This window comes from Limnohabitans sp. Rim28 (assembly GCF_000293865.2).
Taxonomy (GTDB): domain Bacteria; phylum Pseudomonadota; class Gammaproteobacteria; order Burkholderiales; family Burkholderiaceae_C; genus Limnohabitans_A.
Window position 1 is genome coordinate 14,885 of sequence record NZ_ALKN02000006.1, and the last position, 23,883, is coordinate 38,767.

The following is a 23,883-nucleotide window of genomic DNA, read 5'->3' on the forward strand; positions in this document are numbered from 1 at the left end:
TTTGTCAGCCCAGCTTGAGGAGCTCTGCCCCATCGGCGACTTGGTCGCCCGGTGCGTAGAGCAGCTCGACCACGGTCCCGTCTTGGGGTGCGCTGATGGTGTGCTCCATCTTCATGGCTTCCATCACCGCCAAGGGCTGACCGGCTTTGACTTTGTCGCCCGCCTTGACGGCAAAGGACACGACCTTGCCCGGCATGGGGGCCGTCAGACGCCCACCTTCTTGCGCCGCCTCGCCAGCGTGCGCCAACGGGTCGAGCGCGGTGATGCGGGTCGCGCCCTGGGGCGTGAAAATGTGCGCGGTTTCGCCTTGCCAATCGATCTGGCTGAAGCACCGTGCACCGCCCCACTGCACCCACAGGCCTGAGCCTTCGGGCGCAAAGCGCAAGGTGCCCGACACAGCCTCTTCGCCGTCGAGCGACAGGCTCAAAGCGCCATCGTGCAAATAGCTCAGGCGGGCCGAGCGGGGCTGGTCTTGCCAGACGAATTCAAAGCGCCGCTGAGCCACCCCGTGCGACTGCCAGCCATCGCGGCGGCTGAACGGGTCTGGCCCCTGCAAAGCTTTGTCGGCTTGCAGTCTGTGCGCCACCACGGCGGCCACCGCGGCAGGCAAGCCCACCTTGTCTTGCTTGAACAAGACAGCGGCTTCACGCGGGATGAGGGCCGTGTCGAGCTTGGCCGTGGCAAACGCATCGCTGCACACCACATGGCGCAAAAACTGCACATTGGTGTTCAGGCCCACGATGTGGGTTTGGGCCAGCGCCGTGTCCAAACGGGCCAGCGCTTGCTCGCGGGTGTCGCCGTGCACGATGAGCTTGGCCACCATCGAATCGTAAAACGGGCTGATGGTGTCGCCCTCGCGCACGCCGTCGTCGATGCGGAGGGTGCCACGCTCGAAGCTGGCCGCTTGAGGCTTGCGGTAGACCTGCAGGGTGCCGGTGGCGGGCAAAAAGTTGTTGTCGGGGTTTTCGGCGCAGATGCGCGCCTCTATCGCATGGCCCTGGATGCGCAACTGGTCTTGGCGCAAGGGCAGCGGCTCGCCGCTGGCCACACGCAGTTGCCACTCGACCAGATCGAGGCCCGTGATGGCCTCGGTCACAGGATGCTCCACCTGCAGGCGCGTGTTCATCTCCATGAAGAAAAAGCGCATGGATTCGGGTTGGTCGTAGGCGGTTTGCTCGACGATGAATTCCACCGTGCCCGCGCCCACATAGTTGACGGCTTTGGCCGCCGCCACAGCCGCTGCGCCCATCTGCGCACGCAGTGTTTCGGTCATGCCGGGGGCCGGTGCTTCTTCCAAAACCTTTTGGTGGCGGCGTTGCACCGAGCAATCGCGCTCGAACAGGTACACGCAGTTGCCGTGGGTGTCGCCAAACACCTGGATCTCGATGTGGCGCGGGCGTTGCACGTACTTTTCGATCAGCACCGCATCGCTGCCAAAGCTGTTGATGGCTTCGCGCTGGCATGAAGCCAACGCAGCCGCAAAGTCTTCCGATTTTTCGACCACGCGCATGCCTTTGCCGCCACCGCCAGCGCTGGCCTTGATCAGGGCCGGATAACCGATGCGGTCGGCTTCGCGCTGCAGCAGCGCAGGGTCCTGGTCGGCCCCGTGGTAGCCGGGCACCAGGGGCACACCGGCTGCTTCCATCAAGCGCTTGGATTCGGCTTTGAGGCCCATCGCCAAAATGGCCGAAGCGGGTGGGCCAATGAACACCAAACCCGCAGCGGCACAAGCCTTGGCAAAGTCTTCGTTCTCACTCAAAAAGCCGTAGCCGGGGTGCACCGCTTCGGCGCCCGTGTCTTTGGCCGCTTGCAAAATGCGCTCCCAACGCAGGTAGCTGTCTTTGGGTGCACTGCCGCCCACATGCACGGCTTCGTCGCAGGCTTGCACATGCTTGGCCCCAGCGTCAGCGTCCGAATACACGGCCACCGTCTGGATGCCCATTCGGCGGGCAGTGGCCGCCACGCGGCAGGCGATTTCGCCACGGTTGGCGATCAGTATTTTTTTGAACATCTCAATTTCTCCAAACCACTTGGTGATCTACGGCGTACAACTTGCAGGTGATGCCTCGGCGTGCCTGGCAAAAACCCAGGGCGCGCCCCACAGCCCAATCGCCCGTGGCAAAGCCGGCGCCACCCGGTCCGATGGCAAAAGCGCGGGGCAATGGGCTGGCCAGAAAACGGCTGTACAGGTTTTGCCGGGTCTCTGGCCCAACAGGCACTTTGTCGACCTCGTCGATCCGGGCAAAGTCGCTGGGCGCAGGCAGGGGCGGCAAGGCCGGCTGGGTGTAACCCGCCTTGGCCAGAAAAGCATCGACCAATGGCACCCAACGGTCCATGTCGATGCTGAATCCTGAGTGCCCATCCGGGCCTATGGCAGCAAGCTGGTGGAACTCGGCTTGTCCGCCGCCCTCAACCCAAGCCCGATGCCAGTCCCGGGGCGCCTGGGCACCCCAAAACAAATCGTTTTCCCAATACAACCAAAGCATGGGCGCCTTGGCCTGAGCCGCTCGGTTTTTCCACAAACGGCCAATTTCCGTCACGGCACAAGAGCGGCCTGGGCGTCCCACAGGGTCACCGCCAGTTCCGCCAGCAAAATTGACGGCCCCTTGCAAACCCGGTGGATTGCGCCAAACGGTGGCCACCGTGGTCAAGCCACCAACCGATTGGCCCATGACCCACCAGCGCGACGCATCGACAAAGGGCAGGCTGCGTGCAAATTCGGCCACCGCCAGCACCTGGTCCGATGCCGCCAAGCTCATGGGTTCGATGCGGGGCTGGCTGCAGCCGCCATTGGTTTCCGGGTCAAAACCATCAAAGGTTTCGCCATAGCCCACCCGGGTGGGCACCATGACCACAAAGCCTTTGCCCACGAAATAGCGGGCCTGCTGTTCAAATCGAAAACGCGCAGGTTGGGCCATTTTTTCAGCGCTGGTGGCACGGCCATGGTTGAGCACCACCATCGGAAATGGGCCATCCCCTGCGGGCTTGAACACCGTGACCGGAATCTGTCGCTGCTCGCGGCGGCCGTAAAGGTCTTGTACCGAAACCGGAACACGGTGAACGACTTCATGCAGATCTTTGGCGACCGGCAATTCGCCAGGGGCCTGCGCGTGCGCCATCACCGCCCACCAGCAGCAGCCCAAGCCCAGCAGACGAAGCAAAATTTTCATATCGGCTCGCTCAAGGCATCAACCAATTCGGTTTGCGCTTTTGCAAGAAGGACTGCACACCTTCTTTGCCCTGCTCGCTGGCGCGGATGTCGGCAATCCCCGCCACCGTCTGCGCCACCAGCGCATCGTTGATCTCGCGCTCGGCCACGTCCTGCACCAGTTTTTTGCAGGCCCGCACGGCATGGGGGCTGGCGTTCACCAGGGCCTGTGTCAGCTCTGCCACTTTGGCGTCCAGCGCACCGGCCGTCACCACCTCGTGCACCAGACCCATGCGGTGCGCCTCGGCCGCGCCAAAACGTTCGGCCGTCAAGAAATAGCGGTGCGCCGCACGCGCGCCCATGGCGCGGATCACATAGGGGCTGATGGTGGCGGGGATCAGGCCCAGCTTGACCTCGCTCAGGCAGTAATGGGCCGTGTCCACACTGACGGCCATGTCACACGCCGCCACCAAGCCCATGCCGCCCGCATACACATCGCCTTGCACACGGGCGATGGTGGGCTGGGGGCACTCATAAATGGCGCGCAACATGGCGGCCAACTCGCCCGCATCGGCCAGGTTTTCATCGCGGGTGTAGTCGGCCATGCGGCGCATCCAATTCAGGTCAGCACCCGCACAAAATGCAGGCCCCTCGGCGGCCAACACCACACAGCGCACAGCAGCATCTTGGGCCACCGCCAGAAACGCGTTTTTCAGATCGGCAATGACGTCGTCGTTGAAGGCGTTGCGCACATCGGGGCGCGACAGCGTGATGGTGTGCACGCCAGCCAGGGTGGAAAATTTCAGGGCTGTGCTCATGTTTTGGACGCCTGTTCTGTTTGAAGGAAGTCCACCATGTCCAGCGCCGGGCAAGGCTGGCCCATGGCCGTCAAGGCCGCCGTGATCTGCCCGCGGTGGTGGGTGGCGTGGTTGAACACATGCGCCAAGGTGGCCGCAAACGGCAAGGACAGGGGGGCGCCTTGGCTGGTCTGGTAGTCCAGATGGCCATCAAAACGCTCGGCACTCCAGCTGGCGATCAGTGGCGTCCAGTTGGCCGATCCGCCCTTGATCGCCTGCGCCAGGCGTTCGCGATCGGGTTCAATTTCACTGTTCAGCGCCAACACGGGCGATTTGCCTTTGGCAAAACGCGCATACCAAAGCAGGTGCTCGGCCACCAGCATGTGGTTCAACGTGCCGTGGACGCTTTTGAAGAACAGACCCACGTCGCGTTGGTAGTCTTCGCCTGGCAGGCGCGAGACCGCCTCCAGCAGGCGGTGCGTGGCCCACACGTGGTAGGGCGCCTGGGTGTTGAAGTGGCGGTGCCAAGTGGATGCGTTGTTCAGTGTGTCCATGTGTCCAGCCCAGTCAGAGGGAATGAATTTGAAGAGTCATACCCATCACATGCGGAAAAGTCCAAATTTCGTCTCGGGAATCGGGGCGTTCAGCGATGCACTCAATCCCAGCGCCAACACGCGGCGGGTGTCCGCCGGGTCAATGATGCCGTCGTCCCAGATGCGGGCGGTGGCGTAATACGGGTGGCCTTGGTCCTCATATTGCTGCTTGATCGGGGCTTTAAAGGCCTCTTCTTCTTCCGTGCTCCACTGACCGCCCTTGCCCTCAATACCGTCGCGCTTGACAGTGGCCAAGACGCTCGCGGCTTGCTCGCCGCCCATGACAGAGATGCGGGCGTTGGGCCACATCCACAAAAATCGTGGCGCAAATGCACGGCCGCACATGCCATAGTTGCCGGCGCCAAAGCTGCCGCCGATGATGATGGTGAATTTGGGCACCGCAGCGGTGGCCACGGCCGTAACCATCTTGGCGCCATTGCGGGCGATGCCTTCGTTCTCGTATTTGCGCCCGACCATGAAGCCGGTGATGTTCTGCAAGAAGACCAGTGGGATCTTGCGCTGGCAGCACAGCTCGATGAAGTGCGCACCTTTGAGCGCCGACTCACTGAACAAGATACCGTTGTTGGCGATGATGCCCACCGGCATGCCTTCGATGCGGGCAAAGCCGCAAATCAGGGTGGTGCCAAAACGAGATTTGAATTCATCAAACTCCGAACCGTCCACGATGCGGGCAATGATTTCGCGCACATCAAAGGGCTTGCGCGTGTCCGTGGGAATCACGCCGTACAACTCTTGCGCATCCAACAGCGGCGGCACGGGTGCGTGCGTGGCGATGTTGGGGGCCTTTTGCGCGTTCAGGTTTTTCACAGCCTGCCGGGCCAGCGCCAGCGCATGCACATCGTTTTGCGCCAAATGGTCGGCTACACCCGACAGGCGGGTGTGCACATCGCCACCGCCCAAATCTTCGGCGCTCACCACCTCGCCGGTAGCGGCTTTGACCAGCGGCGGGCCGCCCAAGAAGATGGTGCCCTGGTTCTTGACGATGATGGTCTCGTCGCTCATGGCGGGCACATACGCGCCACCCGCCGTGCAACTGCCCATGACCACGGCGATTTGCGCAATGCCCAACGCACTCATGTTCGCTTGGTTGAAGAAAATGCGGCCGAAGTGGTCGCGGTCGGGAAAGACCTCGTCCTGATTGGGCAAGTTGGCCCCCCCGGAATCGACCAAATAGATGCAAGGCAAGTGGTTTTGCTGCGCGATCTCTTGCGCCCGCAAATGCTTTTTCACCGTGAGGGGGTAGTAGGTCCCGCCCTTCACTGTGGCGTCGTTGCACACGATCATGCAGTCCACGCCGCTCACGCGGCCAATGCCCACGATCACGCCCGAGCTGGGCGCATCGTTGTTGTACATGTTGAGTGCGGCCAGCGGTGCGACTTCGAGAAAAGGCGTGCCGGGGTCCAGCAGCATTTGCACGCGGTCACGCGGCAGCAACTTACCCCGGGCGATGTGCTTGGCGCGGGGGGCGTCACCGCCACCCAAAGCCACGCGCTCCAAGTGCGCATGCAGGTCATCCACCAGGCTGCGCATGGCTGCGGCGTTGTGCTGGAAATCGGCAGAACGTGGGTTCAGTTGTGAGTGCAAAACAGTCATGTGTCTTCCTTGGCTGTGGCCCGTGCACAGGGCAAACACCGCGCCTGTGGGCAATACCTGCCAGCTTAAGACCTGCGCCCGGTGGGGAGGGCGTCAAATAGGTTGCAAATCGTGCCACAATTTCAAGACCCATGAACCCACACTTGCCCGATCCACCTCACCCGATCCACACCGCCCGTGCTGAGACACCCATAGCCTTTGTAAAAGCCATTGCACAGGCCTACACCCAGCGCGGCATGGACCCACTGCCCGCCCTGGTCGAGGCACAAATTACGCCAAATTTATTGAGCCAAAAGGATGCACGCATCACCGCGCTGCAAATGGAGTGGCTATCAGCCACCGCCATGCGGGCGCTGGACGATGAGGCCCTGGGCTGGTTCAGCCGCCGCCTCCCTTGGGGCAGCTACGGCATGCTGGTGCGCGCCTCACTGACCGCCCCCACTTTGGGCGTGGCGCTGGCCCGCTGGTGCCGCCACCACGGTCTGCTGACCGACGACATTCGTTTGCAAGTCAGCACTGAGGCGGGCGTGGCGCATCTGCAATTGCATGAAAACTGCCCACGGGGCGCTTTGCAGGAATTTGCCGTGGTGTCGGTGCTGCGCAATGCTTTGGGCGTGGCCTGCTGGCTGACCGACTCGCGCATTCCGCTGCTGCAAACCACTGTGCGCTTTGCACCACCGCACCATGCCGACAGTTACCGTGTGCTGTTTGACGGCCCCACACAATTCAACGCGCCCGCGCACAGCCTGCAATTTGACGCAGGTTATCTGAGCCTGCCGGTGCGCCGCGACGAAGCTGCCTTGCAACGCATGCTGCAACGCGCCTTGCTGCTCACCGTCCGCCCTTACCGGCGCGACCGCTTGTTGGTGGAGAAAGTGCGCCAGACCCTGGCCGAACACCCTGAGCACAGCCGCAATGCCGATGACCTGGCGGCCTGGCTGAACCTGTCGGCCCGCACCTTGCACCGGCAACTCAAAGAGGAAGGCGCCAGCCTGCAACAACTCAAAGACGCGGTGCGCCGCGACCTGGCCACCGACCTGCTGCTGCGCACGCAGCGCCCCATCAAACAGATCGCCGCCGAGGTGGGGTTTCAGAACGAGAAGAGTTTCATGCGCGCCTTCAAAGGCTGGACGGGGCAAACGCCTGAAGAATTCAGACTGGCCAAGGTCCCTTGAGAGGCACTGACCTGTGCCGGACTCAAGCCAGACGCAGCTCGTGCATGCCAGTGAACACCCGCTGCGCGCCCGCCTGCAAGAGCGGCGCGTGTTCGGCGGGTGACGCGGCATAGGCCCACACCGTCGCACCAGCAGCCACACCGGCCGTGATGCCCACGGTGGTGTCTTCCACCACCAAGCAACGTGCCGGGTCCATCTGCAAATGGGCCGCAGCGGCCAAATACACATCAGGGTGCGGTTTGCTGCGGGGCATTTCGTGGCCACTGAAAATACGGCCTTCAAAAAAGTGCATGAGGCCCACTTGCTTGAGCATCATCTCGACCTTGAAGCGGTCAGCGCCGGAGGCCACAGCGATGCGACCTTGGCAATGGTCATGCAGATGCGCCACCGCCTCGTGCACGCCTTCAATGGCGGTGATGCTTTGCGTCAAACGCTCATTGCGAAGTGCAAAAAACTGCGCCAGCCATTCGTCGGTGAGCGGCTGACCGGTGTGCGCCTCGATGGTGGTGCGCTGGCTTTTGACGGTATGACCCACAAAGCGCTGCATGCACTCGGCCAGCGTCATGCGCCAGCCTTGCGCTTCAAACATGTCGCGCAGCACGCCGCAGGTGATGGCCTCGCTGTCCACCAGCACACCGTCGCAGTCAAACAAAATGGCTTCAAAGTTCATGGGTGAGATGATAGGGGGCATTGTGCAGATGCTCTGAGTCAAGCCTTAAAGCGCATCGCCGTCCACATAAAACCAGCGATCGCCATCTGCGGCGGGTTCGCGCACAAAGCGGCTGCGCTCATGTTGGCGAACGGCTTTGCCGCCGACCCGAAAGCGCGCGACAAACTCCACCTCGGCGGTATCTGTCCCTGTAACGCGGTGATGCTTGATCTCCAAGCCCAACCATTTGCCGCCAGCTTCGAGCGTCAGCTCAGCAGGGCGTTGGCTGCTGTGCCAAGTCGCCAACAAATACGGCACGTCACCCTGCACAAAGGCGCTGTAACGTGAGCGCATGAGGCGTTCAGCATCAGGGGCTGGCTGACCTGCGTGCAGTGGGCCGCAGCAGTCAGTCAAAGCGAGTGGCTGGCCTTTGGCACTTGTGCGGCCGCAGGGGCATGGCACCGCCATCAAGCGCCTTTGCGCGCCGCGCTTTCAGCTTTGTGCTGTTCCATCGTGACGACAGGGCCTCCGACTTTTTTCCAGGCGGCAAAACCACCGTCGATGTGGGCCACATTGGTCATGCCCATGTCTTGCAGGGTTTTGGTGGCCAGGGCGCTGCGCCAGCCTGCGCCGCAAAACAAGATGAATTGTTTGCTCTCGTCGGCGAACACGGGCTTGAAGTAGGGCGAGGCCGGGTCCACCCAAAATTCCAACATGCCCCGAGGCGCGAGCAATGCGCCCGGGACTGTGCCGTCGCGCTCCAACTCACGCGGGTCGCGGATGTCGACGATCTGCACGCTGGGGTCGCTCATGCGGGCGCGAACCGTTTCCACGCTGTGCGTCGTGACCTGGGCCATGGCTTGGTCAACAAGCACTTGAAAACCTTGGGTGATGGGCATGTGTTTCTCCTTGAATAGACGGCAAAACTGCCGACTTTATTTGCGCCAAAAATGTGAACTGAACAACACCAGGACCGACAGCAACTCCAGTCGGCCCAGCAGCATGGCAAAACTCAGGACACTCAGCTGAAAAGGGTTGAGGTTGCCATAGTTGCCCGATGGCCCGACCTCGCCCAGACCGGGTCCGATGTTGTTGACCGTGGCGATCACAGCCGAAAACGCGGTGACGATGTCCAAGCCGCTGAGCAAGAGCAACATGCTCAAGCTCATGGTGGCTCCGCCATAAATGAGCATGAAGCCCAGCACCGCCGTCATGACCGACATGGGAATCACCGAGCCGCCCAGCGTCACCGGGTTGATGACGCGCGGATGAATGATGCGCACCAACTCACGACGTGCCTGCTTGACCAACAAAATCATGCGCACCAGCTTGATACCGCCGCCCGTAGACCCCGCACACGACACAAAGCAACCCAAGAACATCAGCAAAATCGGTGCGAACACGGGCCATTGCGCGTAATCGGTGGCGGCATAACCCGTGGTGGTGGCCAAAGACACCACATGAAAGGCGCTGATGCGCAAGGCCTCCAACGCGTCGTTGTAAACACCATGCACCAAGAGCAAGGCCATGACCAACAAAGTGGCAAGCACCAGCACGGCCAAATAGGTGCGGATTTCGCGATCCTTGCTGATGGGCGAAAAGGAGCGGCTGCGCAAGACCACAAAGTAGCGCACAAAGCTGATGCCGGCCAGGGTCATGAACACGATGGCGACCCACTCGATCATGGGCGAATTGAAGTGCCCAAAACTGGCGTCATAAGAAGAAAAGCCCCCCAGACCCATGGTGGTGCACATGTGCATGAAGGCGTCGGCCCAACTCATGCCCGCCCAGCGGTAAGCCAGCAAGCAAGCGGCCGAAAACAAAAAGTAAACGCCCCACAAACCCCGCGCGGTCTCGGCAATTCGGGGCGTGAACTTGGTGTCTTTCATGGGGCCAGGGGTTTCGGTCTTGTAGAGCTGCATCCCACCCAGACCCAACATGGGCAAGACCGCCACCACCAACAGCATGATGCCCAAGCCGCCCATCAACTGCAAAAAGCAGCGCCAAATGTTGACCGATACCGGCAAGTGCTCAAGCCCCGACAACGCGGTGGCCCCGGTGGCCGTGAGCGCGCTCATGGCCTCAAAGTAAGCTTTGAACCAAGTGATCTCGGGCACCAAAAACATGAGGGGCAAGGCCGAATAGGCCGGCAAGACCAGCCACACCATGTTGACCAACAAGAAGCCGTCTTTGGTCTTCAACTCACGCCGATGCTTGTGCGTGACCCATGCCAACACCAGACCACTGCAGACGGTCAAGCCAAAGCCAGCGAGCCAAATCCATTGCAAGTCGTGGTGGTCTTCAAACCAGGCCCAGATGCCGGGCACCAAAAACGTGACCGAAAACGCGATCAAAATGCGCGCCATCAAGGCCAAGACTGGCGAGAAGAAGGTGAGCATCAGCCAAAGAAGGTCGCGCTGACCTGAAAAAGTTTTTCCACCGCACGCACATCCTGTTTATTGGGAATGAACAAGACGATGTGGTCATTGGCTTCGATCAAGGTGTCATGGTGTGGCATCAGCACCTCGGAGTTTTTGCCCTCGCCACGCACAATGGCGCCCATGCTCACCCCCTTGGGCAGCTGGATGTCTTCGACACGCCGACCCACCAACTTCGAGGTTTTGAGGTCGCCCCGCGCAATGCCCTCCAAGGCCTCGGCCGCACCCCGACGCAGGCTGTGCACCGCCGCCACATCGCCCCGACGCAGGTGCGCCAGCAGCTCACCGATCACGGTTTGCGCGGGAGAAATGGCGATGTCGATGGTGCTGCCTTGCATCATGTCGGCATAGGCGCGGCGGTTGATCAAGGCCATCACACGCCCGGCCCCCATGCGCTTGGCCAACATGGCCGACATGATGTTGTCTTCGTCGTCGCTGGTCAGCGCCAAAAACAAGTCCATCTCGCCCACATTTTCTTCGTGAAGCAGGTCCTCGTCAGCGCCGTCACCATTCAGGATGAGCATGCTGGAGGGCAACTGACTGGCCAGGTACTCGCAACGCTTTTTGTCCCGCTCGATCAGCTTCACGTCGTACTGGTCCGCCAAAATGCGCGCCAAACGCAAGCCCACCTTGCCGCCCCCGGCCAGCATGAGGCGCCGAACGGGTTGGTCGGTTTTATGGATACCGGACAACACCACGGGGATCTTGCGGGTGTCGGCCAGCACAAACACCTCGTCGCCCGGCAAGATGCAGGTCTCGGGCAGCGCGTCCACTTGCGTGTCTTGCCGGTACAGCGCCACCACGCGCATCTCGGCATCCGGTAAGCGGTCACGAAACTCGGCGATGGTGTGGTTCACCAACAGGCTGTCGGCCGCTGCGCGCACCACGATCAGGCTCACACGGCCCTCGGCAAATTCGAGCACCTGCAAGGCCTCGGGGTACTGGATCAGCTGCTGGATGTAGCGCATCACCGACTCTTCGGGGCAGATCACATGGTCCACCGCAAAACCGGATTTACCCAACAAGGCGTCACCCTCGTTGAATTCGGGCGAACGCAGCCGTGCGATGGTGGTGGGCACGTTGAAGACGTCGTGGGCGATTTTGCAAACCACCAAATTCGACTCGTCGGCTGCCGCGCAGGCAATCAGCATGTCGGCGTCCTGGGCCCCGGCCTCGCGCAGGACCGAAGGCTGGATGCCGTTGCCCACCACACCACGCAGGTCCAAACGCTCTTCCAACAAGCGCAGACGTGCCGGGTCTTGGTCGATGACGGTGATGTCGTTTTGCTCGGAAACCAGGCTTTCAGCGACGCTTTCGCGCACTCGGCCGGCACCCAGGATGATGATGTTCATGAGGCCTGATGATACGGGAGCCCACCCCTGGAACCGCCCGCCTTGTCCCTCAAAGCGCCCGCTGGATGATGATTTTTTGCACGTCGCTGGTGCCTTCGTAGATTTGGCACACGCGCACATCGCGGTAGATGCGCTCGACCGGGAAGTCGCTCACATAGCCGTAACCGCCCAGGGTCTGGATGGCCGCAGAGCACACCATTTCAGCCGCCTCGCTGGCAAACAGCTTGGCCATGGCCGCTTCTTTCAGGCAGGGGCGACCGGCATCGCGCAGGCTGGCCGCGTGCCAAATGAGTTGGCGAGCCGCTTCGAGTTGCGTGGCGCAATCGGCCAAACGGAAACCCACCGCCTGGTGGTTGAAGATGGCGGTGCCAAAACTTTCGCGCTGCTTGGCGTAGTCGATGGCCACATCGAGCGCGCTGCGCGCCATGCCCAAACTTTGCGCGGCAATGCCGATGCGACCACCCTCGAGCGAGGACAGGGCAATCTTGTAGCCCTCGCCTTCCTGGCCGATCAGGTTTTCGGCGGGGATGCGGCAATTGTCGAAATTGATCTGCGCGGTGTCGCTGCTGTGCTGGCCCAGTTTGTCTTCCAGGCGCGCCACCGTGTAGCCGGGCGTTCGGGTGGGCACGATGAAGGCGCTCAGGCCTTTTTTGCCTGCGCCCTTGTCGGTCACGGCAATCACCACCGCCACGTCGCCGTTCTGGCCGCTGGTGATGAACTGCTTGACGCCGTTGATCACGTAGCCCTCGCCGTCTTTCACGGCCGTGGTGCGCAGCGCAGAAGCGTCCGAGCCCACATGCGGCTCGGTCAGGCAAAACGCGCCCAGCATCTGGCCTTGGGCCAAGGGCGTGAGCCACTGTGCTTTTTGCGCGGCATTGCCGTACATCATGAGGATGGCGTTCACCGGGCAGTTGGTCACGCTGATGGTGGTGCTGACGCCGCCGTCACCGGCGGCGATCTCTTCGAGCACCAGCGCCAGTGTCACATAGTCCAGGCCCGCACCACCCAACTCTTCGGGCACGCAAATGCCATACGCGCCCAACTCGGCCAGGCCCTTGTGCGCTGCTTTGGGAAAATGGTGTTTTTTGTCCCACTCGGCGGCGTGGGGCCACAACTCGCGCTGCGCAAAGTCGCGCACGGCCTCACGGATCATTTCCTGGTCAGGGGTCAGCAGCATGTCGGTCTTTCTTTACGGGGTCACCACGGCAGGGTCTGGCCGTCGTGGTTCAAAAATGCGCCGCGGTGCTTCGGGTCGCGTTGTTCAAGGATGCGATTCAATGTCTGGCGCAGGCTGCTGGCGCTTTGCTCGGGCGTGAGAGGGGCGGCCGCGCCACCCATATCGGTCTGCACCCATCCAGGGTGAATGGCCAGTACGGTCACATCGGGCTGCTCGGCTTGGGTACAGCGCACGACCATGTTGAGGGCGGCCTTGCTCACGCGGTACAGCGCGGCGTTGCCGCTGGTGGTTTCTTGCTGGCTGCCCATGATGGAGCTGATGCAGGCGATCACGCCTTTTGTCTCTTGCACCATGGGCACGATCTGCGGGATGACCTGCATCGCCCCCATCACATTGGTGTGCATGACGGCGTCAAAGCGGTCGCGGGTGGGCGGATTGCTGGCGCTGTTGCGGTCCACCACGCCCGCCACATAAATGGCCAGGTCGATTTTTTCGCCGTCGAGCTGCCAAGACAGCCCAGAGTTGCTGGCCGGGTTGGCCACATCCAGGCGCAGGGTTTGCGCGCCCAAGGCCTTCAGGCGTTCAAGCCCCTCATCGCTGCGGGCTGTCGCGATGACACGCCAGCCCTCTTGGATGTACTGGCGTGCCAGTTCAAAACCAATGCCGCGGGACGCGCCCATGAGCAGGACCGTCGGCATCTGTCAGACCAGTTCCAACGCCACCGCCGTGCCTTCGCCGCCGCCGATGCACAGCGTGGCCAGGCCCTTCTTGAGGCCACGGGCCTTGAGGGCGTGGATCAGGGTGACCATGATGCGCGCACCGGATGCGCCAATGGGGTGACCCAAGGCGCAGGCGCCACCGTTCACGTTGACCTTGTCGTGCGGCACGTTCAGCTCTTTCATGAGGGCCATGGGCACCACGGCAAAGGCTTCGTTGACTTCCCACAGGTCCACGTCTTGCACCGTCCAACCCGCTTTGGCCAAGGCCTTTTGCGTCGCGCCCACCGGGGCGGTGGCAAACCACTCGGGCTCTTGCGCGTGGGTGGCGTGGCTGACGATGCGGGCCAGCGGTTTGCAACCGAGCTTGGCGGCGGTGCTTTCGCGCATCAGCACCATGGCGGCCGCGCCGTCGTTGATGGAGGAGCTGCTGGCGGCGGTGATGGTGCCGTCTTTCTTGAAAGCGGGCTTGAGGCTGGTGATCTTGTCGAGCTTGACTTTGCCGGGGCCTTCGTCGATGGACACCACGCGCTCGCCGCTGCGGTCCTTGACAGTGACAGGCGTGATCTCGGCGGCAAACGCGCCCGACGCGGTGGCGGCCTTGGCGCGCTGCACGCTGGTGGTGGCAAAGTGGTCTTGCTCGGCGCGGGTGAAGCTGTACTTGGCGGCGCAGTCTTCGCCAAAGGTGCCCATGCTGCGGCCGGCTTCATACGCGTCTTCCAGGCCGTCGAGCATCATGTGGTCGTAAATCTTGTCGTGGCCCATGCGGTAACCGCCACGGCCCTTGAGCATGAGGTAAGGCGCGTTGGTCATGCTTTCCATGCCGCCGGCCACCAGCACATCGTGCGTGCCGGCCACCAGCATGTCGTGCGCGAACATGGCCGCGCGCATGCCCGAGCCGCACATTTTGGACAGGGTGACGGCGCCGGCGCTCTTGGGCAAACCGCCCTTGAAACCGGCCTGACGGGCCGGGGCCTGGCCTTGGCCTGCCATCAGGCAGTTGCCAAACAGCACTTCGGTGACGAGTTCGGGGCTGATGCCCGCACGCGCCACAGCGGCCTGGATGGCGGCGCCGCCCAGGTCGTGGGCGGCCAACGCGGAAAAGTCGCCCTGGAAGCTGCCCATGGGGGTGCGGGCGGCGCTGACGATGACGATGGGGTCATGAGACATGGTGAAGCCTTTCAAGTGTTTGTGTCTTTGTGGATGTCGGCAATGATGAGGTGTTCGCCAGTTTCTTCTTCGGCGATGTGGCGGATGTAGGCCACGAAATCGGGGTCTTCGCCGCGCAGCAAGAGGGGCAAGGATTGGCGGAAATCGTCCCGACGGCACCACTCGCGCATGTAGTCGTCCCAAGAGTTCCAACGGCGCTGTTCGGTGACGCTCATCTTCTCTCGGAACGCGATCAGGAAGGCGCGCTCAAACAGCGCAATGAGCATGTCGAAGATGATCAACATGCGTTCTCTTTGCTCAGGCGTTGGTTCAGGCAGCGCTGGGTTGGTGCGCAGTTGTAAATCGGCGTGGTCCAGCACCACTTTCAAAAAGTCGTTGTAGGCATCTGACAGGTGCTGGTAGGCCTCTTCTTCTTCGTTTTCGCGCTCCTTGCGCTGCTCCACCCAAAACACCCATGCGGCATACGGCAAGCCGAACACGGTCACCGCATAACTGCCCATCTCCAGAAGTTCTGCCAAGCTCATGGGCACACGGCGCTCAGCCGCCTCTCGGATAGCGCTTGAGCGCACTGCGAAACACACTGAGCACCTCACCGGGATGGGTCATGCTCACCCCCAGGTCTTTGGCCAGGCCATCCTTGATGCCGTAACACCAACCATGCACGCTGAGTTTCTGGCCACGGGCCCAGGCGTCTTGCACCACATTGGTCAGCGCCACATTGCCCACTTGCTCGATCACATTCATCTCGCACAAGGCATCCTCTTGCTCGGGCACCGTGAGGTGATCGAGGCGGCGACGGTGGCGCACTTTGACGTCGTGCACATGGCGCAACCAGTTGTCAACCAGCCCGACGCGCAAGCCACGCAAGGTGGCCAGCACGCCACCACAACCGTAATGGCCCACCACCATGATCTGCTCGACCTTCAGGACATCCACCGCGTACTGAATCACCGACAAAGCGTTCAAGTCAGAGTGCACGACCAAGTTGGCCACATTGCGGTGCACAAACACTTCGCCCGGATCCAGCCCGGTGATCTGGTTGGCAGGCACCCGACTGTCCGAACAACCGATCCACAAAAATTTCGGGTTTTGTTGGTTGGCCAAACGGGTGAAAAACTCGGGGTCTTCGCGCTTCATGCGCGCAGCCCATTCGCGGTTATTGGCAAGCAGTGTTTGCATCTGGCTGGGCTCAACAGGTTTCGGCAAACAACTCACGGCCGATCAGCATGCGGCGAATCTCGCTCGTGCCCGCGCCAATTTCGTACAACTTGGCGTCGCGCCACAAGCGGCCCAGGGGGTACTCGTTGATGTAGCCATTGCCGCCGAAAATTTGCACCCCTTCACCGGCCATCCAGGTGGCTTTCTCGGCCGTCCACAAAATGACGCTGGCGCAGTCCTTGCGCACCTGACGCACATGCTCGGCACCCAACAAGTCGAGGTTCTTGGCCACGGTGTAAGCGAACGAGCGTCCGGCCTGCAGCACGGTGTACATGTCGGCCACTTTGCCCTGAATCAGCTGGAACTCGCCAATGCTTTGGCCAAACTGCTTGCGGTCGTGGATGTAGGGGATCACGTTGTCCATGACGGCTTGCATGATGCCCAAGGGGCCACCCGTGAGCACAGCGCGCTCGTAGTCCAGGCCGCTCATCAGCACTTTGGCGCCATTGTTCAGGCCACCCAGAATGTTCTCAGCGGGCACTTCAACGTTGTTGAACACCAGCTCGCCCGTGTGGCTGCCGCGCATGCCCAGCTTGTCGAGCTTTTGGGCGATGGAAAAGCCCTTCATGCCCTTCTCAATCAGAAAGGCCGTCACGCCGCGTGCGCCCAACTCGGGCTCGCTCTTGGCATACACCACCAGGGTGTCGGCGTCGGGGCCGTTGGTGATCCACATCTTGGAGCCATTGAGCAGGTAATAACCGCCCTTGTCTTCGGCCTTGAGCTTCATGCTCAGCACGTCCGAACCTGCGCCGGGTTCGGACATCGCCAGTGCGCCCACATGCTCACCGCTGATGAGCTTGGGCAGGTACTTGGCGCGCTGCTCGGGCGTGCCGTTGCGCTTGATCTGGTTGACACACAGGTTGGAATGCGCGCCGTAGCTCAGTCCGACAGAGGCGCTGGCACGGGAAATCTCTTCCATCGCGATCATGTGCGCCAAATAGCCCATGTTGGCGCCGCCGTATTCCTCGCCCACGGTGATGCCCAGAACACCCAGGTCGCCCATCTTGCGCCACAGGTCCATCGGGAACTGGTCGCTCTGGTCAATCTCGGCGGCGCGGGGGGCGATTTCGGCTTGGGCGAAGTCGCGCACGGCGTCGCGCAGGGCGTCGATGTCTTCACCGAGTTGAAAGTTCAGGCCGGGCAAGTTGTTCATGGGGTCTCCGTTAGGGGGGGTGCGTGGGGTGCCGAACACCCAAGGTCAATAAGTTTTAGTCACTGGCACGAGGGTTTGCTGCATCAGGGCACAGTCCGATCGTTTGCCGCTGTCATCGATGTGCACCAACTCGGCCGTGGTCACGATGATGCGTTTGCCCGCCTTGGTGACGCGGCCAATGGCGCGAATCTCTCCACCTTGAAAGCTGGCGAGAAAGTTGATTTTGTACTCCACTGTGGTGACCTCCATGCCTGCGGGTGCAACCGTCAAGGCGGCGTAACCGCCCGCGATGTCGGCCAATGCGCCCATGGCCCCGCCATGAAAGCCGCCCTGTTGCTGGGTCACCTTGTCGCTGTAGGGCAAAGCCAACTCGACCTGGCCCTCGGTGGCCGACAACAGGCGCACGCCCAAGTGGTTCATCATGCCTTGTCGCGCCAGGCTTTGGGCAACGCGCTCGTGGGCAGAAATGGCAGAAGTCACATCACATCCAAGGTTGAATCACAGACCACCACTGTAATTGACGTTTACGTCAACGTCAATCCAAAAACCACCACCATCCCACGACAGCCTCAGGCCGATTTGCCGCTTTTAGTGGCTTTGACCAGCAAATTACGGGTCTCTTTTTCGTGGGTTTTGACCTCGTCCAGGGTCGCCTCCAGGTCAGACAACTGAGACTCCAGCTGTTGCCGGTGTTCCGCCAAGACCACCAAAAACTTTTTGAGCTGAGGCACCGTGTCGCGCGGGCTGTCGTACATGTCGATCAGGTCTTTGGCCTCGTTCAGTGACAGCCCCAGGCGTTTTGCCCGCAAAGTCAGTTTGAGCCGGGTGCGGTCTCGGGCGGAATACACACGGTTGCGCCCGCCCGGCCCAGAGCGCTCAGGCTCAAGCAAGCCCATGTCCTCGTAAAAGCGGATGGCGCGGGTGGTCAGGTCAAATTCCTGAGCCAAATCACTGATCGTGTACGTGTTCGCCATGGCATGGGTCCCCTGAGCTTGCGCAAGAGGGACAGGCCCATCCAATGCCGCCCCCTAGAATGAAATGCATGTTTGACGTTAACGTCAACGTCAAAGCCCGAATGCTAACCCAAACCCCTGCCGCCATGACCCCATCGCCCTCCGAAGCTCTGGCCCACAAGGTCGATGCCCCAACGACGGGGCGCTCGCCCCCATCCGACTTGAATTACCCGCTGCAAGAACAACTACCGGGTCTGGGTGCCGCCCTGGAAGTGGCACCTGGCGTGTTTTGGATGCGCATGAGCCTGCCCTTTGCTTTGAACCACATCAACCTCTGGTTGCTCCGTGATCGACTGCCCCACCCCAGCCAATCCGGCGTGTGGCAAGAAGGCTGGACGGCCGTCGATTGTGGTGTTGACAACCCCGCCACTCGAGAAGCTTGGCTGCAAGTCGAAGCCCAAGTGTTGCAAGGCCTGCCCATCTTGCGCGTGCTGGCCACGCACATGCACCCCGATCACATGGGCTTGGCCCACTGGCTTTGCGAACGCTGGCAAGCCCCCCTGTGGATGAGCACCAGCGAATACCAATCGGCCCTGCTGGCGTGCCATGGCTTGTCTAACTTTGGGGGTGACCCGACGGTGCGGTTTTTCAACGCCCATGGCTGGAACAAAGCCGAAGATCTGGCGGTGGTGCAGTCGCGCATGGGTTATTACCCCAGCATGGTGCCCAGGGTGCCGGGTTCTTATGTGCGCCTGATGTCGGGCATGCAGGTCCGCATCGGCGACCGCCTCTGGCAGTGCATCAGTGGCTACGGCCACTCTCCCGAACACATGGCCTTGCTCGATGACACCCAGCAACTGATGATCAGCGGCGACATGCTGTTGCCGTCCATTTCGACCAATGTCAGTGTTTATGCGATGGAGCCCGATGGCAACCCTTTGCAGCATTTTTTAGACTCCTTGGACAAGATGCAGCACCTTCATGACGACACCTTGGTCTTGCCCTCGCACGGCCGCCCCTTTCAAGGTGCGGCCGCCCGCATCGCCCAACTGCGCAGCCACCACGCTGAACGTTTGGAAGAATTGCTGATCGCTTGCACCAAGCAGGCCTTGTGCGCCCACGATGTTTTGCCTTTGATCTTCAAACGCGCACTGGACGTGCACCAAACCACCTTTGCCATGGGTGAAGCCGTGGCCCATCTGAACCTGCTGTGGCTGGACGGGCGCCTCTCACGCGAACAAGATGCCGCGGGCATTTACCGGTTCAAGACCCTCGCACCTCAGTCGTCGGCCAAACCCACCGGGGATTGACGCAAAGCTTTGCGCCGCTGCGCGTAGTCGGGCATGACCTCGCCCACGGTCTCCCAAAAGCGGGGGCTGTGGTTCATCTCGCGCAGGTGGGCCAGCTCGTGCACCACCACATAGTCGATTTGGCTGATGGGCAGATGGATCAAACGCCAGTTCAGCCGGATGTGGCCATCGTTGCGGGCGCTGCCCCAACGCGTGCTGGCGCTGGACAAACTGAGTTTTTGCCAACGCACCCCCAGCAGCGGCGCGAAATGGTGCAAGCGCTCTTCAAACAAACGCTTGGCTTGCTTTTTGAGCCAAACCTGCGCGGCATCGCGCACCTGCGTGACCGAGGCATCGGGCGGTACTGTGACCGGCAGCACTTGGTCAGGCGAGAGGTCGTGCCCCAGCACGCGGCCCACGCCACGCTCCAGCACACACAGCTGCACCGTACGCCCCAAAAAAGGCACCTCGGCGCCATGTCGCCACTCAATGGCTTTTTGAAACTGCTCGGTTTGCCGTTCTCTGAATTGCTGCAGCTTGGCCACAATCCAAGCGCTTTTTTCTTGCACAGCGGCATCCACCTCGCGCAGCGTCACCCAATTGGGGGCGCGCACCACCAAGCCATCGGCCCCGACCAAAAAGCCAATGCTTTTGCGGCGCGAACGCTCGAACCGAAACGACACCAACACGCCTTGCAGCTGGGCATGCCGGTTCGCGGCTGGATGGACAAAGCCCGTGGCGGGGGGCTGCGCGGCATCTGGGGCCACGGTGGGCGCACGGGCAGTGGCATCAGCCGCCGGTAGCGGGGCCGGTGAAGGGTTTGAGGCTTGCGTCGGTGAAGGCACCGTGGTGGGCACCACCGGGTCTCCCCCGGTGAAGAAATCGAGCACAAATTGCAAAGGCGCTCGCATGACTTGCCTCTTTAGGGGTCAGTTCCCGGCCACCGCCGGGTAGGCCTCAGGGTCGAGCCGGTGCATCTCGGACTCGATCCAAGACTCCACTTCGAGCATCAACTCGTCGGCGCTGCGGCCTTCGCTGGAAATGGCGCGACCGATCGAAATGTCGACGACCCCCGGTGTTTTCACAAACGCTTTGGTGGGCCAGCAGCGCGCCGAAGTGACCGCAATCGGGATGACGGGGACGCCCGCTGCAATGGCCAGACGCGCACCACCGCTTTTGTATTCGCCTTTTTGACCGCGCGGGATGCGGGTGCCTTCAGGAAACATGATGACCCACACGCCGTCAGCCATGAGGCGGCGGCCTTGCTGCACCACCTTGGCAAAGGCACGCGAGCGCTGCTTGCGGTCGATGTGGATCATGTCCAAACGGCCCATGGCCCAGCCAAAAAAAGGCACGCTGAGCAACTCTTTCTTGAACACATAAGCCAAAGGGTGCGGCATGATCGCAGGCATCACAAAGGTTTCCCAGGTGGACTGGTGCTTGACCAACAAAACCGCAGGGTCCTTGGTGCCCAAAGGCAAGTTTTCCATGCCCTGGATGCGGTTTTCAATGCCTAAGATCCAGGTGCCACTGTTCACCGCCAGGCGCAGCCAAGCAGCACAAATCCAGTACAGGCGCGTGCTGCTGACAAAGTAAGAGACCACCACCACAAACAGCGCCCAAGGCACCACCGTGATGGCCATCCAAAGCACATGGGCAAGCGAGCGAATAAAGTTCATGCAGAAGTTGGTCAGGTGGGTTTCAAGGACTGACCGTCGGGGCCATGCCGTGCTGCGGGGTGGCAGCGTTGCCCAAGAAATGGTCGACAAAGGCCGCCAAATCGGCATGGACTTGGGTGTCGGGCGGGAACCCTGCCGGCAAACTGTTGACATCCCCTCGGGCATGGCGTCCGCTCAACACCCAATGCGGCGCACAACCGGCGGCCTGTGCCGCCTGCATGTCACGCAGCCTGTCGCCCACATAAGGCACGCCCTTCAGGGCAATGCCATAGCGCTCTTCAATTTGGTGCAGCAAACCTGGCGCAGGCTTGCGGCAGTTGCAGCCTTCGTCTGCCGCGTGGGGACAATAAAAAATCGCATCAATCCGCCCCCCCAAAGCGGCCAGAGACTTGAGCATGAAGGCGTGCACCGCATTGAGCGCGGCCATGTCAAAAAGCCCACGTCCCAAGCCCGACTGGTTGGTGGCCAACACCACATGGAACCCAGCGTGGTTCAGGCGGCTGATGGCCTCCAAAGCGCCGGGCAGGGGGTGCCACTCCTCGGGCGATGTGACGAACTCTTCACTGGCCCGGTTGATGGTGCCATCGCGGTCCAAAATGACGAGCTTGGTGTGCATGGGCGCTTTCCGTTCAGGTCGCCAAGCGCGACAAATCGGCCACACGGTTCATGGCCACATGCAGCGATTTGAGCAGGCCCTGGCGGTTCAGGCGCAGGTCCATTTCTTCGGCGTTGACCATCACGTCGTCAAAGAATGCATCCACCGGGGCGCGCAGCGCAGCCAAGGTTTGCAGGCTGGCGGTGTAGTCGCCCGCCAAGAACAGCGCCTCGGATTCGGGCAACAACTTTTGCATGGCGGCGTGCAGGCTTTTTTCGGCGTCTTCTTGCAGCAGCGCGGGGTTGACGTGGGCATCCACCTCACCGGCTTTCTTGAGGATGTTGCCAATGCGCTTATTGGCTGCGGCCAAGGCCGGGCTTTCGGGCAAGGCGGCAAAGGCGCGCACGGCTGCCAAGAACAAGTTGACCTGACCCAGACGGGCGGGGCGCAGGGCCATGACGGCATCGACCTCTTGCGCGCTGAAGCCATGCTCGCGCAGGCTGCCAGACAGGCGGTCGTAGAAAAAATCGATCAGCGCTTCAGGATGGCCTGAAATCTTGTCGCCAAACACGGGCACAGACAAAGCCAACAATTCGGGCAAACCCAAGGCCATGTCTTTTTCGGTCAGCATGCGGATCACACCCAAAGCGTGGCGGCGCAGCGCAAACGGGTCTTTGTCGCCCGTGGGCACGTTGCCAATGCCAAACATGCCCACCAAAGTTTCGAGCTTGTCGGCCAGTGCCACCACCAAGCCCACCTTGTTGCGCGGCAACTCATCACCCGCAAAACGGGGTTTGTAATGGTCTTCAATCGCCTCGGCCACTTCATTTGAAAGACCATCGTGGCGGGCGTAGTAAGCCCCCATGGTGCCCTGCAACTCAGGGAACTCGCCCACCATGTCGGTCAAAAGATCCGTCTTGGCCAGGCGTGCAGCCTGTTCGGCTTGCTTGGCCAGCAGTTCACCACCCAGTTGCTGGCCGATGGCTTTGGCGATGGCGCAGACACGCGCCATGCGTTCGCCTTGCGTGCCCAGCTTGTTGTGGTAAACCACTTTGGACAGACCCTCGACACGCGACTCCAGCGTTTTCTTGCGGTCTTGGTCAAAGAAAAATTTGGCATCGGCCAGGCGCGGGCGCACCACGCGCTCGTTGCCGCCGATCACGAACGAAGCGTCATCGGGGGTGATGTTGCTGACCACCAAAAAACGGTTCGTCAGCTTGCCCGATGCGTCGAGCAAGGGAAAGTATTTTTGGTTGGCCTTCATGGTGAGGATCAGGCACTCTTGCGGCACGCCCAAGAACTCCTGCTCAAACTGGCAAGTCAACACATTGGGCCGCTCCACCAGCGCGGTCACTTCGTCGAGCAGGGCGTCGTCCTCAATCGGCTGGCAACCGCCACCGACTTGGGCTGCAGCGGCTTGCAACTGGCGCACGATCTCGGCGCGACGCTCGGCAAAGCTGGCGATGACTGCGCCATCGCGCTTGAGCAGGTTGTCGTATTGGTCTGCATGCGGCAGCACCACGGGCGAGACCTTGGCCTCAAAACGATGGCCCTGCGTGCTGTTGCCCGCTGTCAGGCCCAGCGCTTTGACAGGCACCACGGTGCTGCCATGCAAAGCGATCAGGCTGTGCGCAGGGCGCACAAAGTTCACACTGCTCCAGCCTGGCAGTTCGCAATCGGTCTCCAGCTGGTACTGCATGACTTTGGGAATCGGCAACTTGGCCAGCGCTTCTTCCAAGGCCTTTTGCAAACCGGTTTGCAGCGATGCGCCTTGGACCACGCTGTCATAAAACAAGGCTTCGGCTTTGCCGTCAGGGGCACGCTTGAGCGCGGCCACAGCGGCAGCCGGGTCGCTCACGTCGGCGCCCAGGGCTTGCAGTTTTTTCAGCAAGGCGGGTGTGGCGCTGCCGTTGGCATCCAAGCCCACGGCCACCGGCATGAGTTTTTGTTGCACGGCTTTGTCGACCGCTTGTGCGGACACGCCAGTCACATGCGCCGCCAAACGGCGGGGCGAGGCAAAAGCAGTCACCACCGCATCGGCGGCGGCCAGACCCTGAGCCTTGAGTTGTTCGGCCAGCACGCCTGAGAAGGCAGCGCCCAATTTGTTGAGCGCCTTGGGCGGCAGCTCTTCCACAAACAGTTCCACCAGCAGATTTTGTGTCGTCAT

General features: G+C 61.5%; 24 protein-coding genes. 2 read left to right on the forward strand and 22 right to left on the reverse strand.

Features of this window, described 5'->3' with window-relative positions:
- Positions 1-4: 4 nt before the first annotated feature.
- From B472_RS17485 to B472_RS08040, 5 genes are read right to left on the reverse strand one after another with little or no spacing between them, the layout of a single operon-like run.
- Positions 5-2,011 (reverse strand): acetyl/propionyl/methylcrotonyl-CoA carboxylase subunit alpha, encoded by a 2,007-nt coding sequence (locus tag B472_RS17485; protein ID WP_019426699.1) that lies wholly within the window; start codon positions 2,009-2,011, stop codon positions 5-7.
- A gap of 1 nt (position 2,012) precedes the next feature.
- Positions 2,013-3,170: a S9 family peptidase gene (locus B472_RS08025; protein ID WP_019426700.1), complete on the reverse strand. Its 1,158-nt coding sequence runs from the start codon at positions 3,168-3,170 to the stop codon at positions 2,013-2,015.
- A gap of 10 nt (positions 3,171-3,180) precedes the next feature.
- Complete coding sequence (locus B472_RS08030) at positions 3,181-3,966, reverse strand: enoyl-CoA hydratase/isomerase family protein (RefSeq protein ID WP_019426701.1); 786 nt, start codon at positions 3,964-3,966, stop codon at positions 3,181-3,183.
- The gene (locus tag B472_RS08035) at positions 3,963-4,499 is read right to left on the reverse strand and encodes a DinB family protein (RefSeq protein WP_019426702.1); all 537 of its coding nucleotides are present in this window, start codon (positions 4,497-4,499) and stop codon (positions 3,963-3,965) included. The genes B472_RS08030 and B472_RS08035 overlap by 4 nt, the downstream gene beginning before the upstream one ends.
- Positions 4,500-4,544: 45 nt before the next feature.
- On the reverse strand, positions 4,545-6,152 hold the full coding sequence (locus B472_RS08040) for a carboxyl transferase domain-containing protein (protein WP_019426703.1): 1,608 nt from the start codon (positions 6,150-6,152) through the stop codon (positions 4,545-4,547).
- Positions 6,153-6,283: 131 nt separating this feature from the next.
- Here B472_RS08040 and B472_RS08045 point away from each other — a divergent pair, with 131 nt between their 5' ends.
- Positions 6,284-7,327 (forward strand): AraC family transcriptional regulator, encoded by a 1,044-nt coding sequence (locus B472_RS08045; protein WP_019426704.1) that lies wholly within the window; start codon positions 6,284-6,286, stop codon positions 7,325-7,327.
- 22 nt (positions 7,328-7,349) lie between these two features.
- Here the strand turns inward: B472_RS08045 and B472_RS08050 are convergent, their stop codons facing one another.
- The 13 genes from B472_RS08050 to B472_RS08110 form a co-directional block, all read right to left on the reverse strand.
- A complete protein-coding gene (locus B472_RS08050) occupies positions 7,350-8,018 on the reverse strand; it encodes an HAD-IA family hydrolase (protein ID WP_019426705.1) in 669 nt (222 codons plus the stop codon).
- A 24-nt stretch (positions 8,019-8,042) separates the two neighbouring features.
- On the reverse strand, positions 8,043-8,444 hold the full coding sequence (locus tag B472_RS08055; RefSeq protein ID WP_019426706.1) for a YchJ family protein: 402 nt from the start codon (positions 8,442-8,444) through the stop codon (positions 8,043-8,045).
- A complete protein-coding gene (locus tag B472_RS08060) occupies positions 8,444-8,875 on the reverse strand; it encodes a rhodanese-like domain-containing protein (RefSeq protein WP_019426707.1) in 432 nt (143 codons plus the stop codon). The genes B472_RS08055 and B472_RS08060 overlap by 1 nt, the downstream gene beginning before the upstream one ends.
- 36 nt (positions 8,876-8,911) lie before the next feature.
- Complete coding sequence (locus tag B472_RS08065; RefSeq protein ID WP_019426708.1) at positions 8,912-10,375, reverse strand: TrkH family potassium uptake protein; 1,464 nt, start codon at positions 10,373-10,375, stop codon at positions 8,912-8,914.
- Positions 10,375-11,766: a Trk system potassium transporter TrkA gene (trkA, locus tag B472_RS08070; RefSeq protein ID WP_019426709.1), complete on the reverse strand. Its 1,392-nt coding sequence runs from the start codon at positions 11,764-11,766 to the stop codon at positions 10,375-10,377. The genes B472_RS08065 and trkA overlap by 1 nt, the downstream gene beginning before the upstream one ends.
- Positions 11,767-11,815: 49 nt before the next feature.
- A complete protein-coding gene (locus B472_RS08075) occupies positions 11,816-12,943 on the reverse strand; it encodes an acyl-CoA dehydrogenase family protein (RefSeq protein WP_019426710.1) in 1,128 nt (375 codons plus the stop codon).
- Between the two features lie 20 nt (positions 12,944-12,963).
- Complete coding sequence (locus B472_RS08080) at positions 12,964-13,641, reverse strand: SDR family oxidoreductase (protein ID WP_019426711.1); 678 nt, start codon at positions 13,639-13,641, stop codon at positions 12,964-12,966.
- 3 nt (positions 13,642-13,644) lie between these two features.
- Positions 13,645-14,829 carry an acetyl-CoA C-acyltransferase gene (locus tag B472_RS08085; RefSeq protein WP_026039496.1) on the reverse strand — a complete coding sequence of 395 codons (1,185 nt, stop codon included), beginning with the start codon at positions 14,827-14,829 and terminating at the stop codon, positions 13,645-13,647.
- A gap of 11 nt (positions 14,830-14,840) precedes the next feature.
- Complete coding sequence (locus tag B472_RS08090) at positions 14,841-15,353, reverse strand: hypothetical protein (RefSeq protein ID WP_019426713.1); 513 nt, start codon at positions 15,351-15,353, stop codon at positions 14,841-14,843.
- 13 nt (positions 15,354-15,366) lie between these two features.
- Positions 15,367-16,008, reverse strand: coding sequence for a carbonate dehydratase (can, locus tag B472_RS08095; RefSeq protein WP_019426714.1), 642 nt, complete (start codon positions 16,006-16,008; stop codon positions 15,367-15,369).
- Between the two features lie 10 nt (positions 16,009-16,018).
- On the reverse strand, positions 16,019-17,200 hold the full coding sequence (locus tag B472_RS08100; protein WP_019426715.1) for an isovaleryl-CoA dehydrogenase: 1,182 nt from the start codon (positions 17,198-17,200) through the stop codon (positions 16,019-16,021).
- Positions 17,201-17,245: 45 nt separating this feature from the next.
- Positions 17,246-17,620 (reverse strand): PaaI family thioesterase, encoded by a 375-nt coding sequence (locus B472_RS08105; RefSeq protein WP_192877863.1) that lies wholly within the window; start codon positions 17,618-17,620, stop codon positions 17,246-17,248.
- A gap of 149 nt (positions 17,621-17,769) precedes the next feature.
- On the reverse strand, positions 17,770-18,174 hold the full coding sequence (locus tag B472_RS08110) for a MerR family DNA-binding transcriptional regulator (RefSeq protein WP_019426717.1): 405 nt from the start codon (positions 18,172-18,174) through the stop codon (positions 17,770-17,772).
- A 68-nt stretch (positions 18,175-18,242) separates the two neighbouring features.
- Between B472_RS08110 and B472_RS08115 the strand changes: the two genes are divergently transcribed.
- Complete coding sequence (locus tag B472_RS08115) at positions 18,243-19,463, forward strand: MBL fold metallo-hydrolase (RefSeq protein ID WP_238147412.1); 1,221 nt, start codon at positions 18,243-18,245, stop codon at positions 19,461-19,463.
- Here the strand turns inward: B472_RS08115 and B472_RS08120 are convergent.
- The 4 genes from B472_RS08120 to glyS are packed head-to-tail and all read right to left on the reverse strand — an operon-like array spanning position 19,433 to position 23,883.
- A complete protein-coding gene (locus tag B472_RS08120) occupies positions 19,433-20,353 on the reverse strand; it encodes a M48 family metallopeptidase (RefSeq protein ID WP_019426719.1) in 921 nt (306 codons plus the stop codon). The two genes, B472_RS08115 and B472_RS08120, sit on opposite strands and share 31 nt — an antisense overlap.
- An 18-nt stretch (positions 20,354-20,371) precedes the next feature.
- Positions 20,372-21,121 (reverse strand): 1-acyl-sn-glycerol-3-phosphate acyltransferase, encoded by a 750-nt coding sequence (locus B472_RS08125; protein ID WP_019426720.1) that lies wholly within the window; start codon positions 21,119-21,121, stop codon positions 20,372-20,374.
- Positions 21,122-21,143: 22 nt separating this feature from the next.
- On the reverse strand, positions 21,144-21,737 hold the full coding sequence (gmhB, locus tag B472_RS08130) for a D-glycero-beta-D-manno-heptose 1,7-bisphosphate 7-phosphatase (RefSeq protein ID WP_019426721.1): 594 nt from the start codon (positions 21,735-21,737) through the stop codon (positions 21,144-21,146).
- 13 nt (positions 21,738-21,750) lie between these two features.
- Entirely contained in the window at positions 21,751-23,883 is a 2,133-nt protein-coding gene (gene glyS, locus B472_RS08135) for a glycine--tRNA ligase subunit beta (protein ID WP_026039497.1), read from the reverse strand.

Coding starts and splice junctions, on each gene's coding strand:
- B472_RS08075 (WP_019426710.1), bottom strand. CDS start 12,943: ATGCTGCTGACCCCTGACCAGGAAATGATCCGTGAGGCCGTGCGCGAC.
- glyS (WP_026039497.1), bottom strand. CDS start 23,883: ATGACGACACAAAATCTGCTGGTGGAACTGTTTGTGGAAGAGCTGCCG.
- B472_RS08050 (WP_019426705.1), bottom strand. CDS start 8,018: ATGCCCCCTATCATCTCACCCATGAACTTTGAAGCCATTTTGTTTGAC.
- B472_RS08055 (WP_019426706.1), bottom strand. CDS start 8,444: ATGGCGGTGCCATGCCCCTGCGGCCGCACAAGTGCCAAAGGCCAGCCA.
- B472_RS08025 (WP_019426700.1), bottom strand. CDS start 3,170: ATGAAAATTTTGCTTCGTCTGCTGGGCTTGGGCTGCTGCTGGTGGGCG.
- B472_RS17485 (WP_019426699.1), bottom strand. CDS start 2,011: ATGTTCAAAAAAATACTGATCGCCAACCGTGGCGAAATCGCCTGCCGC.
- B472_RS08105 (WP_192877863.1), bottom strand. CDS start 17,620: ATGAACCACTTGGGCGTGCGCCTGTTGTCGGCCACCGAGGGCCAGGTC.
- B472_RS08125 (WP_019426720.1), bottom strand. CDS start 21,121: ATGAACTTTATTCGCTCGCTTGCCCATGTGCTTTGGATGGCCATCACG.
- B472_RS08115 (WP_238147412.1), top strand. CDS start 18,243: ATGTTTGACGTTAACGTCAACGTCAAAGCCCGAATGCTAACCCAAACC.
- B472_RS08045 (WP_019426704.1), top strand. CDS start 6,284: ATGAACCCACACTTGCCCGATCCACCTCACCCGATCCACACCGCCCGT.
- B472_RS08080 (WP_019426711.1), bottom strand. CDS start 13,641: ATGCCGACGGTCCTGCTCATGGGCGCGTCCCGCGGCATTGGTTTTGAA.
- trkA (WP_019426709.1), bottom strand. CDS start 11,766: ATGAACATCATCATCCTGGGTGCCGGCCGAGTGCGCGAAAGCGTCGCT.
- B472_RS08030 (WP_019426701.1), bottom strand. CDS start 3,966: ATGAGCACAGCCCTGAAATTTTCCACCCTGGCTGGCGTGCACACCATC.
- B472_RS08035 (WP_019426702.1), bottom strand. CDS start 4,499: ATGGACACACTGAACAACGCATCCACTTGGCACCGCCACTTCAACACC.
- B472_RS08040 (WP_019426703.1), bottom strand. CDS start 6,152: ATGACTGTTTTGCACTCACAACTGAACCCACGTTCTGCCGATTTCCAG.
- B472_RS08090 (WP_019426713.1), bottom strand. CDS start 15,353: ATGAGCTTGGCAGAACTTCTGGAGATGGGCAGTTATGCGGTGACCGTG.
- B472_RS08065 (WP_019426708.1), bottom strand. CDS start 10,375: ATGCTCACCTTCTTCTCGCCAGTCTTGGCCTTGATGGCGCGCATTTTG.
- B472_RS08060 (WP_019426707.1), bottom strand. CDS start 8,875: ATGCCCATCACCCAAGGTTTTCAAGTGCTTGTTGACCAAGCCATGGCC.
- B472_RS08100 (WP_019426715.1), bottom strand. CDS start 17,200: ATGAACAACTTGCCCGGCCTGAACTTTCAACTCGGTGAAGACATCGAC.
- B472_RS08085 (WP_026039496.1), bottom strand. CDS start 14,829: ATGTCTCATGACCCCATCGTCATCGTCAGCGCCGCCCGCACCCCCATG.
- B472_RS08120 (WP_019426719.1), bottom strand. CDS start 20,353: ATGCGAGCGCCTTTGCAATTTGTGCTCGATTTCTTCACCGGGGGAGAC.
- gmhB (WP_019426721.1), bottom strand. CDS start 21,737: ATGCACACCAAGCTCGTCATTTTGGACCGCGATGGCACCATCAACCGG.
- B472_RS08110 (WP_019426717.1), bottom strand. CDS start 18,174: ATGGCGAACACGTACACGATCAGTGATTTGGCTCAGGAATTTGACCTG.
- can (WP_019426714.1), bottom strand. CDS start 16,008: ATGCAAACACTGCTTGCCAATAACCGCGAATGGGCTGCGCGCATGAAG.